The sequence below is a fragment of the Buchnera aphidicola (Pemphigus immunis) genome, from assembly GCF_964059115.1.
Lineage (GTDB): Bacteria > Pseudomonadota > Gammaproteobacteria > Enterobacterales > Enterobacteriaceae > Buchnera_C > Buchnera_C aphidicola_C.
Genome location: NZ_OZ060408.1, coordinates 18,702 through 31,952, shown reverse-complemented (window position 1 = coordinate 31,952; position 13,251 = coordinate 18,702). Strand labels below are relative to the sequence as shown.

Below are 13,251 nucleotides of genomic sequence, written 5' to 3'. Positions count from 1 at the left end.
TTCAATAAAAATTATCTTTAATATATTTTATATATATAAAATTTATAATTAATAAATTAATTAACATATTAATTTTAAAATTAATATTCAACAACATAATTTGCTAATATTAAAAACAAATTCAATATTAATAAAAAATAAAATTATAACTAATTGAATAAAATCAATTATACATATAAAATGACGCTAGCTAGCGTCATTTTATAAATTACATCAAAATTTATTAATTTCTTCTCTGATATTTTTTGTTGCTTGAATCATATTTCTTAAAGAAAATTCAGTTTCTGTCCATGTTCTAGTTTTTAAACCACAATCAGGATTAACCCATACTTGTTCTACTGGCAAAAATTGAATAATTTTTCTTAATAATGTTTCAATATTTCTTACTGTAGGAATTGTTGGAGAATGAATATCATATACTCCTGGTCCAATTGCATTCGGATATTTAAATTTTTTAAAAAAATCTAATAATTCCATGTCAGAACGAGCAGTTTCTATTGTAATTACATCAGCATCTAAAGAAATAATAGCATCCATAATATCGTTAAATTCACAGTAACACATATGTGTATGTATTTGTGTTTCATCTTTAACCACAGATGAACTTAAATGAAACGCTTCTACTGCCCATTTTAAATATGACTTCCAATCGCTTTTCCGTAAAGGCAATCCTTCTCTCAACGCTGGTTCATCTATTTGTATTATTTTTATACCAATGTTTTCTAAATCTTTAACTTCATCACGCAATGCTAATGCTATTTGCCGTGCTATAACTTCTCTAGAAATATCTTCTCTTGGAAAAGACCAACATAAAATAGTTACAGGACCAGTTAACATACCTTTCACAAATTTATCAGTTAAAGATTGTGCATATTGTGACCATTTAACACTTATAGATTTCGGACGACTAACATCACCTATAATGATAGGAGGTTTCACACAACGAGAACCATAACTTTGTATCCATCCATTATTAGTGAAAACAAAACCATCTAAATTTTCACCAAAATATTCAACCATATCATTTCTTTCAAACTCACCATGAACTAAGACATCCAATCCTAAATTATCCTGACGAAAAATTACATCTTTTATATACTGAGATATAGCTATGTTATAATTTTCTAAACTAATATTACCTTTTTTAAAATCAAGACGTAATTTCCTAACATCATTCGTTTGAGGAAATGAACCTATAGTAGTTGTTGGTAAAATAGGTAAATTGTATTTTTCCTTCTGTTTCTTAGAACGCAAAACATATGGATTTTTTCTTTTATACTGATTAGATTGTATCAATTTTTCTCGTTGTTGTACTTCTAAATTATTAACTATATTAGACCTTATTCTATTTTTAATAAAATCACTCCATGTTCTCAATACAGTATTATCATTAGAAACAAGACTTTCCTTTAATAAAGCTAATTCTTTACATTTTTGTATTGCAAAAGAAAACCAGTTTATTATCTCTTGATCTATATTTTTTTCTAAGTGAACATCAATAGGAGAATGTAATAAAGAACAAGATGAACCTATCCATAAATTTTTTCTTTTTTTAACATACGGATTTAAAACACTAAACCAATCCATAAGATCAGCACGCCAAATATTGCGTCCATTAATAATACCTACTGATAAAACCCAATCTTTTGGTAATCGATTATTTAAACTACATAAATCATATTTTCCATAAACCAAATCAACATGTAAACCTTGAACTGGCAGCTGACAAATAGTGTCAATATTATGCATTACACTATCAAAATAAGTAGTCAATAGAATATTTACTTTACATTTTAACTTTTTATAAACATGCTTAAATGACATTAACCAATCAAAAGGTATATCTAATGCTAAAATAGGTTCATCAATTTGTACCCAATTTATATCTCTTTTTTCCAATTCCGAAAAAATATATTGATAAATTGGAAGTATATCTGGCAATAAATCTAAACGATTAAAAAAATCTCCTTTTACTTTTCCTAACCATAAATATGTAATAGGACCTAAAATAACAGGTTTAATTTTATACCCTAAATTTAATGCCTCATCTACTTCATCTAATAACTGAGACCATCCATAAAAAAATGTACTATTTTTAGTAAATTCAGGAACAATGTAATGATAATTGGTATTAAACCACTTAGTCATATCCGATGCAAAAGCAGAATGTCCAGTAGGAGCTGTTCCTCTTGCAATACGGAATAAAGTATCCAAGTCAACAGATTTATCTTTATTTCTATGTCTTTGCGGAATATTTCCTAATAACATACTAGTGCTTAATACATGATCATACCAAGCAAAATCACCTACAGGAAGTAAATCAATACCTGCTTTTTTTTGTTCTTGCCAATGTATTTTCCTTAATTCTTTTCCTACTGTTAATAAATTTTCCTGTAAAATTTTTTCAGACCAATATTCTTCTAGTGCTTTTTTTAATTCACGATTAGATCCAATTCTTGGAAAACCAAGTATGTGATTTATTATAGCCATATATAATCCATTTTTTAATAAAAACAATTAATCAAAAATATTATAATAAAATCATATTTGTATAAAAATTATAATTTTCTCTGTAATCTATAATTTTTTTAAATTTTATAATCAAGATAAATGATATATTCTGAATCAATTAATACATTTATATCAAAAAATAAAAATTTATAGTATGATACTCTAATTATTAATCAAATGATATCAATAAAATCACTTTAACAATCAATTCAATTAAAAATATATTTAAATTACATAAAATAATTTATATTTAAGATAGTACTTTTTTGTTTAAAAAAACTTCTAAATAACGAGCTACGCCATCATTATCATTAGATAAAACTATTTCTGCATGTGGCAGTTGATTTTTTAATTCTAAATCAGAATTTAACATTATACATGCTTTACCTGCAATCTTAAGCATATCCATATCATTCATAGCATTACCAAAAACTATACAATCTTTTAAAGAACAATTTAAATATTTCATTAAAAAATTTAATGCATTTCCTTTAGATACTTTTTTTGACATTATTTCAAGACATGTTTTAGAAGAAAAAGATAAATTTAAATCTGATTTAAATAAATTTGTAATTTTTTCCCTCAATAAAGACAATTTACTATAATGATTAGAAGTGAAAAAAATTTTACTAACATTATCCATTTTAAAAAAATAAAAATCTGACACATGATACCCACAAGATGATCTATCATCATAATAATATTTTTCTATATTTTTTTTATGAATGTACCATTTTTCATTACAATACATATGCATAATTATATTGGTATCTAAATCAATATGATGTAATAAATTCAAAATAACATGTTTATCTATGTTACTAGTAAATATTAACTTTTTATTCAAATTATAAATTTTAGCTCCATTTGAAGAAATCATGAAAGCAGCTATTTGACAATAATTACAAATCTCCAAAATTTCGAAATAATGACGACCACTAGCAAAAAAAAAACAAAATCCTTTTTTATACAAATCCTGAATAATCTTTTTCGTATAATTTGTTATTTTATATTCAGAAGATAAAAGAGTACCGTCTAAATCAGAGACAATAAATTTATACATACATATAATTCCATAAAATCTAATATATACTAACAAGTATATTCAAAAATCATCATACTAATATCAATAAAACTATCAAATTTTTAAAAAATAAAATAAATATTTTAAAATTATTTAAAAATTTAAAAAATGACAATAATGCTTACATTTTCATTAATATTAATACTTATTATTAATAAAAATAATCAATAATTATGAAATTAAAAATAAAATATTATTTTTATAAAAAATTATATATGTAATGAATAAATTTATTTATAAAAATAATTTGAATAAAAAATTAATAAATTATGAAACATCAAAAAACTTAAAATTTTAAATTTATTAAGATATATATCTTTAATATGAATTTTAATTAAAAAATTAAATTAATTATATTAATTTAAAATTAATACACATTTTAAAAATAAAAATATTACCAAAATATTTATATTTTTACATATATATAAAAATTGTTATCATTAACACACATAATATTAATATCTATTCAATTTTTACATTAAAAATATAAAAATTGTAAAAAAATATAAAATACTTACTGATATTATTTTTAAAAAATAATAAATCAACATAAAAACATAATTTTATATACGAAAATAAAAAAACAATTACTTATATGACTATAAAAAACTTATTTGGAAAATAAGTAATAGAATGTAACAAAAAATAAAAAAATAATATCTTTTTTAAAAAATATTAATTTTTTATTAAATTTTATTTGCTTAACATCAATAAAATTTAAATTTATAATTTATAAAAAAATAAAAATTTTTCTAAAAAGATATTTTTAATACACTTATAAAAATATTAAAAATTAAAAAAAATAATTTATTAAAAAATAAAAGAATATTTTTTTTATTTTTTCGAAACTAATTGAAAAATTTTTATCATATATAAAAAGATATAAATTACTATTCAGAAAATAAATTTAAATATATATAAATTCTTTATAAATAAAAATTAGAAATCAAGAAAATATATACTATATACATTTAAAATTTATATAAAAATTAACTTTAAAAAATCAATCAACATCCAATTGGTTAAAATATAAATAAAATATAAAAAAAGTTAATACCAAATTATAATAAAAAATACACGATTTTATCTTTTAAATAATTTATAAAAATATTTATAAAAAATAAAGATTTGGTACAATATTTAACTGTACCATACTAGAAACATTTTATTTTTATTTCAAATACTAAATATAAAAAATTATGCTTCAATTGCTGTTCTTAATTTTTTCATTGCATTTTTTTCTAACTGACGTACTCGTTCTGCTGAAATTCCGTATCCATTAGCAATTTCCTGTAAAGTTATTTTATTATTTTCATTTAACCATCTTGCACGTATAATATGACGACTACGTTTATCTAGTATACGTAATGCATCTGTCAATTTATTCGTTGCATGCATTTCCCAATTATCTTCTTCTACTCCGTTAGCAAAATCTGACGTGTTATCTCTTAAATGAGACATAACAGTCGTTAATTTTCGATCATTAGATTCATCATCCGGCAATGGATTAAATGATATATCTTGAGCTGACATACGACATTCCATTTCACGTACATCTTCACTACAAACTCCTAATTCTTGAGCCACTATTCTTAATTCATTCTCATTAAACCATCCCAAACGTTGTTTATTTTTTCTTAAATTAAAAAATAATTTTCTCTGTGATTTCGTTGTTGCTACTTTTACAATACGCCAATTACGTAACACATACTCATGTATTTCTGATTTAATCCAATGAACAGCAAAAGAAACCAATCTAACACCAACTTCAGGATTAAAACGACGAATCGATTTCATTAAACCTATATTGCCTTCTTGAATAAGATCAGCCTGAGGTAATCCATATCCCGAATAATTACGAGAAATATGAATCACAAAACGTAAATGAGATAAAATTAAAGTTTTAGCTGAATCTAAATCACCATTGTAATAAAGACGTTCTGCCAGTAATTTTTCTTCTTCAGCCGATAACATTGGCCAAGAATTAGCATATCTAATATAAGCATCTAAATTACCCAAAGCAGTAAGAGATAAAATTTGCATTTTATTAATCATTTTAATCCCTAAATTACGTCATTAAACTAATAAATTATTTTATAATACGTGAATTATAAAAATAAATCAAAAGCTATCTTACTATTTATTACATACTATAGAGAATATATGTAAAACGTTAAAATAAATAGGTTAAAAAAATATAAAAATAAAACTTTAGAAAATAGATTCAATAAATTTTTTACTATCAAATAGTTTTAAATCGTCCATTTTTTCACCTATTCCAATATAATAAATGGGTATTGAAAATTCATTAGCTATGGGAAAAATAATTCCACCTTTTGCTGTACCATCTAATTTCGTTATAATTATTCCTGTTAAATTCAATGATTCATGAAATAATTTTGTTTGTTGTACTGTATTTTGACCACTGCAAGCATCAACAACTAAAATAATTTCATGAGGAAATGAAATATCTATTTTTTTTACTACTTTTTTTATTTTTTTTAATTCATTCATTAAATGCAGATTATTGTGTAATCTTCCTGCCGTATCAATAATTAAAATATCAATTTTTTTCGCTTGTGCTGATTTTATTGCATCAAAAACAACAGCTGCTGGATCAGCATTAATATGCTGAGATATCACTGATATATTATTTTTTAATCCCCATTCTTGTAACTGTTCAATAGCTGCAGCTCTAAAAGTATCCCCTGCAGCCAACATCACTGATTTACCCATTTTTTTATATTTCGCAGCTAATTTCCCGATAGTAGTTGTTTTGCCAACACCATTTACACCGACTATTAAAATTATAAATGGACAATGAAATCTTTCTAAATTTATGGTTTTTTCAAATTTAGATAACATCTTTAACATATGAATTTTTAATAAATCATACACTGCTTCGGTGTTTTTGATATTATTTTCTACAACTTCTGATTTTAAACGACTAATGATAAAATTAGTAGTTTTAACACCAATATCAGAAGATAATAGTTTTTCTTCTAATTTATCAAATAAAATCACATCTACTTCACTTTTAGAAAAAATATTTTTTATCTCTAAACCTAAATAATCTCTTGTTTTTTTTAATTGTGTTCTCAACTTTTCTATAAAATTACCTTTATATGAAATATCATTATTCTTTAATTTTGATAAATCTTTACCTACATTAATTTTGTCATAATTTCTTTTATTCTCATTTTTTACTTGATTCAATTTATAATTACTCAAATCACAACTTGATTTTTTAGAAACATCTATTACACTATTATTTGATATTTTTTTAGATAAAATGTTAGATTCGTTCAATACATTTTTATTTAAAATATGATTAGATTGTTTATTAGACTTAATAATATTGTTTTTATTTTTTGAAATAATCTTTTTTTTCTTTTTTATAAAAGAAAAAAAATTTAAAAAAAAATTTTTTTTCACTTTTTCACCTTAATAAATAAAACATACGAAAAATTTATATTAATTAAAATACTAATTTATTAATTAAATTAATATTTTAATTAATTAATAATAACATTTAATAAAAATAAATATATAATTCATAATGAAAAAAAATACTAACTTACGTATTATTTCTGGAAAATTTAAAAATAGACGTATACCTGTAATTAATGAAAAAAAATTAAGACCAACTACCAATCAAATAAAAGAAACGTTATTTAACTGGTTAAATAAAAAAATTAAAAATTCTAATTGTCTAGATTGTTTTTCTGGAAGTGGAGCATTAGCTATAGAATCTATATCACGTGCAGCAAAAAATGTGACTCTACTAGAAATAAATAAAAATATGATACAACAAATTAAATATACCGTGAAAAAATTAAACATACTAGAAATAGAAATTATTCATACTGATACCTTAAAATGGTTAAAAAAAAAAAACTTACGATATTGTTTTCCTTGATCCTCCTTTTTATAATACTATATTAGAAAAAACAATTTTCCTTTTAGAAAATAATATATGGTTAAAAAATAACGCATGGATATATATAGAACAAGAAAAAACAAAAAAAAATATATATATTCCAAAAAATTGGATTTTAAAAAAAGAAAAAATAACCGGAAAAGTTAAATACTGTCTTTATATACGTAAGATAAATTATTTCATAGAGTTAAAAAATAAAAAAAAAATTTAACCTAAAAAATGTACAATATAATATAAAAATAAAACTAAAAATAAATAACAATTTATCATTTTATACAAATAAAACTATAAAAATATTATCACTTTATTTAAAAAAATAATATTTGACTTCAAATACAATAAAAAAAAATGATATTATGAAAAATATTAACTTTACATAATACATACTCATAATTATTTTTTATATATGTCAAATATAATTTACTTTACATACTACTTACACCTTAAATAAGATTTAAATTATGTCTATAAAAATACTAGTACCAACAGCCACTAATTTAGCTAACTTCAAAAAAGATCCTATTTCTGCCCTTTCTTCAGCTAAAGAAGGAGCTTTAGCAATATTACAGAATAATATTCCTATCATGTACGCAGTCACTCCTTCATTACTTAACAAATTATTTTCGATAAACAATTTATTTCAGGAACAAAAAAAAAATATAGCCAAAAAAAATGTTATTAATAATACATATTTAAAAAACATACCAATGGGAAAATTTACAATGTATAAAGAATGGAAACCAGATCTAGATTTTTTAAAACAAGCTGCTATTTGGGGTATTACTTTACATTCACCAATTTCTCATTCTGAATTAGCACTATTCATATCCTATTGGCAAGCTGAAGGAAAATTCTTTCATCACGTACAATGGCAACAAAAATTAGCAAGAAGTGTCCAACAAAGCAGAATATTAAATGTAATATATAAAAAAAGAGATATTAACAATTTACCTAAACCTGACAAAAAAACACCTGAAGGTTTTCGAGGACAATAATGAAAAACTATTCCATATTTTTAAAACGTCTACAACGTATTATGCCTAACCATATCAAACCCAAATTTAATAATGACGGTGACCTACTAGCGTGGAATCAAGAAGAAGGTCGGTTATCATCAAAATCGATTATTAGAAAAAATCGTGCAATGAAAATGCAACGTATTCTTGGTCGTTCAGGTATCCGAGAACTATATATGAACTGCTCTTTCGATAATTATCGTATTCAACATGAAGGACATCAAAAAGTAGTTACTGCAGCAAGAAGATATGCCGAGGATTTTAATGGCAATATTGCTAGTTTTATATTTTCAGGTCGTCCTGGCACAGGAAAAAATCATTTAGCATCAGCGATTGGAAATCACCTTATATTAAACGGTAAAAATGTATTAATAGTTACAGTAGCAGATCTTATGTCCAATATGAAAGGAACTTTTAGTGGAACTAGTAATATAACAGAAGAAAATTTACTACATAACTTAAGCAGTGTAGATTTATTGATGATAGATGAAATAGGTATGCAAACAGAATCCCGATATGAAAAAGTAATTATAAATCAAATTGTAGACAGACGATCTTCTTCTAAACGTTCCACTGGAATGTTATCAAACTTAGATCATAGAGGTATGAAAACTTTACTGGGAGAAAGAGTTATCGATAGAATGCGAATAGGTAACAGTTTATGGTTAACTTTTGAATGGGATAGCTATCGAAAATACATTAAAGGAAACGAGTATTAAATAAAAAATGATTAATATATTCATGATCCATTCTAAAAAATATTTATTTTTGTCTCGATACATACTCTCCAGAACGAGTATCTATTTTAATAATATCATTCTCTTGAATAAAAAGTGGGACTTTTACTATTGCTCCAGTACTTAATTTTGCAAATTTACTAATACGACTGATCCTATCGCCTTTAATTTCCGGATTCACATTTATTACCTTTAACTCAACAAAATTATTCATGCCGACTTTTATAGGCTGATTATTCCATAAAGTAACTAGATAATTTTTTTGTTCTAACAACCATTTATAATTTTTACGTAATATTTTTTTATGAACCAATATTTGCTCAAAAGTATTATTATTCATAAAAATAAAATAATCTATATCACGATATAAATATAATAAAAATATATCTATAATATTTGCTACTTCTAAAAAATCTGTAGATTTAAACGTTTTTTCAATTAATTTACCAGTTAATAAATTTCGTAATTTTACACGAGCAAATGCTTGACCTTTACCTGGTTTGACTAATTGATTAGAATTTACAACATAAGGTTCTTGATTAAATATTACCTTTAAACCTGCACGTAAATTACTACTAGTGTATGTAATAATCATGAATCTTTATTTAACATAATATCTATTATTAAAAATGAATATTCTATTAACACAATTTTTCTCTCCTAATACTATCAATTGTATTTAGGAGAGAAATTATAATTTTTTTAAAAAAAACTACATCATACCGCCCATACCACCCATTCCACCAGCAGGTGATGAACTTAAATCAGGTTTTTCTTCTTTTGGTAAATCAGTTACCATACATTCTGTTGTAATCATTAAACCAGCAACCGAAGAAGCATATTGTAATGCTGATCTTGTCACCTTAGTAGGATCTAAGATACCAAATCCTATCATATCACCATATTTATCAGTAGCTGCATTATAACCATAATTACCTTTACCATCTTTAACATTGTTAGTTACTACAGATGGTTCTGCACCTGAATTAGAAACAATTTGACGTAAAGGAGTTTCCATAGCTCTTAGAGCAACACGAATTCCTACGTTTTGATCTTCATTTTGACCTAATATACTAGAAATTTTTTGAGCTACACGAACTAAAGCAACACCACCACCAGGAACAACACCTTCTTCAACCGCCGCACGAGTAGCATGCAATGCGTCTTCTACACGAGCTTTCTTTTCTTTCATTTCTACTTCTGTAGCAGCACCTACTTTTAATACAGCTACTCCTCCTGATAATTTAGCTAGACGTTCATTTAATTTTTCTTTATCATAATCAGAAGTTGCTTCTTGAATTTCTTGACGTATTTGAGATACTCTATTTTTAATAGAATATTTTTCACCTATTCCACCAATAATAGTAGTTGTATCTTTATTAATTACAACTCTTTTAGCTTGTCCTAAATCTTCTAAGGTAGATTTCTCTAATTCCATTGCTAATTCTTCAGATATTACATTTCCAGCTGTTAAAACAGCAATATCTTGTAACATAGATTTACGTCTATCACCAAAACCAGGTGCTTTTACTGCAGCTACTTTTACTATGCCTCTCATAGAATTCACTACTAGAGTAGCTAAAGCTTCACCTTCTAAATCTTCTGAAATAATTAATAAAGGTTTACTAGATTTTGCAACTGATTCTAATAATGGCAATAATTCTCGAATATTAGATATTTTTTTATCTGCCATTAAAATATAAGGATTTTCTAATTCTACAATACCTGTTTCAGGCTTATTAATAAAATAAGGAGATAAATAACCTCTATCAAATTGCATACCTTTCACAACTTCTAATTCATTTTCTAAACCTGTTCCTTCTTCAACAGTAATTACTCCATCATTACCTACTTTTTCCATCGCATCCGCAATTAAAACCCCTACTTTTTCATCAGCATTAGCAGAAATTGTACCTACTTGAGTAATTGCTTTAGAATCAGAACATGGAACAGATAATTTTTTTAACTCTTCTACAGCACAAATAACAGCTTTATCGATTCCTCTTTTTAAATCCATTGGATTCATTCCAGCTGCTACAGCTTTTAAACCTTCATTAACAATAGCCTGAGCTAATAAAGTAGCTGTGGTAGTACCGTCACCTGCAGCATCATTTGCTTTAGATGCTACTTCTTTTACCATTTGTGCACCCATGTTTTCAAATTTATCTTCTAATTCTATTTCACGAGCTACAGAAACTCCATCTTTGGTAATACTAGGAGCCCCAAATGACTTATCCAAAACTACATTTCTACCTTTTGGTCCCAAAGTTACTTTTACTGCATCTGCTAAAACATTTACACCACGAAGCATTTTCACACGTGCTTCATTACCAAATTTTACATCTTTAGCTGCCATTTTATTTTCCTTAAATAATTTAAATTAAATTATAGTAAACACCTAAAATCTAATCTTCAACCACTGCTAAAATATCACTTTCAGTTAAAATTAAAAATTCTTCATTATCAATTTTCTCAACTTTTGCACCATATCCTTCACTAAAAATAACGGTATCACCAATTTTAACATCAAGTGCTTTTAATTCACCATTATCTAAAACTCGACCATTACCTACTGCTGTAACTATTCCTCTAGTAGACTTTCCTGCTGCTGAACCTGTCAACACAATTCCACCAGCTGACTTAGATTCTACTTCTTGTCTTTTAATAATAACTCTATCATGCAAAGGACGAATTTTCATTTAAAATTTCCTCTTTTAAGTTGCTATTATGTAATCAACATAATCAAAAAAGTAAAATATATAATATATATCTTTGTATGTATATTATATATGGATGCTAATTGAAACTTTCAAGGGGTATTATTCTTTTTTATTTCATTGTATTAAAATTATTTATTTTCGTATATTTCTAGCATTAATAATTTTTTAAAATTATCAATTATTTATAATAATATATAAACAAATGTTTTTATTATTTTTAATAAAATTTTCTAAATTTAAAATTATTAATAATTTTATTACTCAAAAATAATTAAAAAATTAAAATTTTAAAAAAAATAAACATTAGATTAAATAATATCAAAAATTTTTAATATATAAAATACGTTAATTTATATTAAGACATAATAAAATTATTGACAGAACTTTAAGTTTAATGTATTAATAAAATCATGCCCGAATAGCTCAGTTGGTAGAGCAGGGGACTGAAAATCCCCGTGTCGGTGGTTCAATTCCGCCTTCGGGCATAATTCAAATATATACCAATTATGTAAAAAATATTTTTTTTAAAAACATTTAAAATTTTTTTTTAATACTGAATAAGTAAATTTTTTTCTAAAATAAAAACACCGTGGTTCAATATAAATGACTGAACCATCCTTTCCTATAGCACGAGTTAAATAAGAATAATTTATTGATCTTTTTAAAATATATAACACTTCTCCATGACTTCCCGTTATCTCTTCTACTTTCCCTAATATAATTAAATCCATAAATTCTTCCCAATCACATCTTATTAAATTTTCTTGGACACTATCAGGAGTCCAAAGAAAAGGTTTTCCAATTAATCTATCTGATAATGAAACGCTATTATCTCCCTGAATAGGAATCCAAAGTATTCGTCTTATTTTTTCATAAAAAAAAGAATTACTCCATATTAAAGCAATATTTTTAATTAATGGAACACTACAAATAAAAGTAGATTCTAAAACAACTCCTTTTTTATTAACAGGAACAGTTTTTAATTCAACTCCAATATCTGAAAAATCTTGTTGTACTTTGCTTCCAATATTAGCCCCTAATATTTTTTCTAAAAGATGTCCTGTAAATGCTTTATTTTTTTTTAATGTATTAGGTACCATCTTCAATATTATAGAAGATAATTCTCCTAAAGAATGTCCTGATAATTCATTCGCAAATTTAAGAAGTATTTTTTCATTTATAGGTGGAGCACAAAAGTAACTCATCCTACTCAAACCTTAAAAATATTATTAATAACATCATT

At 24.5% G+C, this 13,251-nt stretch carries 10 protein-coding genes, 1 tRNA gene and 1 pseudogene; 4 read left to right on the top strand and 8 right to left on the bottom strand.

Features of this window, described 5'->3' with window-relative positions:
* Positions 1-213: 213 nt before the first annotated feature.
* The 4 genes from metE to ftsY all read right to left on the bottom strand — a co-directional run bounded on the left by metE (position 214) and on the right by ftsY (position 6,826).
* On the bottom strand, positions 214-2,490 hold the full coding sequence (metE, locus tag AB4W77_RS00145) for a 5-methyltetrahydropteroyltriglutamate--homocysteine S-methyltransferase (protein WP_367681473.1): 2,277 nt from the start codon (positions 2,488-2,490) through the stop codon (positions 214-216).
* A gap of 271 nt (positions 2,491-2,761) precedes the next feature.
* On the bottom strand, positions 2,762-3,574 hold the full coding sequence (locus AB4W77_RS00140; protein WP_367681472.1) for a Cof-type HAD-IIB family hydrolase: 813 nt from the start codon (positions 3,572-3,574) through the stop codon (positions 2,762-2,764).
* 1,218 nt (positions 3,575-4,792) lie between these two features.
* Positions 4,793-5,650 (bottom strand): RNA polymerase sigma factor RpoH, encoded by an 858-nt coding sequence (rpoH, locus tag AB4W77_RS00135; protein WP_367681471.1) that lies wholly within the window; start codon positions 5,648-5,650, stop codon positions 4,793-4,795.
* A 156-nt stretch (positions 5,651-5,806) separates the two neighbouring features.
* The gene (gene ftsY / locus AB4W77_RS00130) at positions 5,807-6,826 is read right to left on the bottom strand and encodes a signal recognition particle-docking protein FtsY (protein WP_367681697.1); all 1,020 of its coding nucleotides are present in this window, start codon (positions 6,824-6,826) and stop codon (positions 5,807-5,809) included.
* A 328-nt stretch (positions 6,827-7,154) separates the two neighbouring features.
* Between ftsY and rsmD the strand changes: the two are divergent.
* The 3 genes and pseudogenes from rsmD to dnaC all read left to right on the top strand — a co-directional run bounded on the left by rsmD (position 7,155) and on the right by dnaC (position 9,270).
* A pseudogene (rsmD, locus tag AB4W77_RS00125) lies at positions 7,155-7,746 on the top strand (16S rRNA (guanine(966)-N(2))-methyltransferase RsmD).
* A gap of 250 nt (positions 7,747-7,996) precedes the next feature.
* Complete coding sequence (gene dnaT, locus AB4W77_RS00120; RefSeq protein WP_367681470.1) at positions 7,997-8,530, top strand: primosomal protein DnaT; 534 nt, start codon at positions 7,997-7,999, stop codon at positions 8,528-8,530.
* A complete protein-coding gene (gene dnaC / locus AB4W77_RS00115) occupies positions 8,530-9,270 on the top strand; it encodes a DNA replication protein DnaC (protein WP_367681469.1) in 741 nt (246 codons plus the stop codon). The genes dnaT and dnaC overlap by 1 nt, the downstream gene beginning before the upstream one ends.
* Positions 9,271-9,313: 43 nt before the next feature.
* Here the strand turns inward: dnaC and efp are convergent, their stop codons facing one another.
* The 3 genes from efp to AB4W77_RS00100 all read right to left on the bottom strand — a co-directional run bounded on the left by efp (position 9,314) and on the right by AB4W77_RS00100 (position 11,987).
* Positions 9,314-9,880, bottom strand: coding sequence for an elongation factor P (efp, locus tag AB4W77_RS00110; RefSeq protein WP_367681696.1), 567 nt, complete (start codon positions 9,878-9,880; stop codon positions 9,314-9,316).
* Positions 9,881-10,000: 120 nt separating this feature from the next.
* Positions 10,001-11,644, bottom strand: a complete 1,644-nt coding sequence (gene groL / locus AB4W77_RS00105; RefSeq protein ID WP_367681468.1) for a chaperonin GroEL — start codon at positions 11,642-11,644, stop codon at positions 10,001-10,003.
* A gap of 49 nt (positions 11,645-11,693) precedes the next feature.
* The gene (locus tag AB4W77_RS00100) at positions 11,694-11,987 is read right to left on the bottom strand and encodes a co-chaperone GroES (protein WP_367681467.1); all 294 of its coding nucleotides are present in this window, start codon (positions 11,985-11,987) and stop codon (positions 11,694-11,696) included.
* Between the two features lie 433 nt (positions 11,988-12,420).
* On the opposite strand from AB4W77_RS00100, the gene AB4W77_RS00095 reads away from it, so the two are divergent.
* Positions 12,421-12,493, top strand: a tRNA-Phe gene (locus tag AB4W77_RS00095).
* A 39-nt stretch (positions 12,494-12,532) separates the two neighbouring features.
* Here the strand turns inward: AB4W77_RS00095 and mutH are convergent.
* Positions 12,533-13,213: a DNA mismatch repair endonuclease MutH gene (mutH, locus tag AB4W77_RS00090; RefSeq protein ID WP_367681466.1), complete on the bottom strand. Its 681-nt coding sequence runs from the start codon at positions 13,211-13,213 to the stop codon at positions 12,533-12,535.
* Positions 13,214-13,251: the final 38 nt, after the last annotated feature.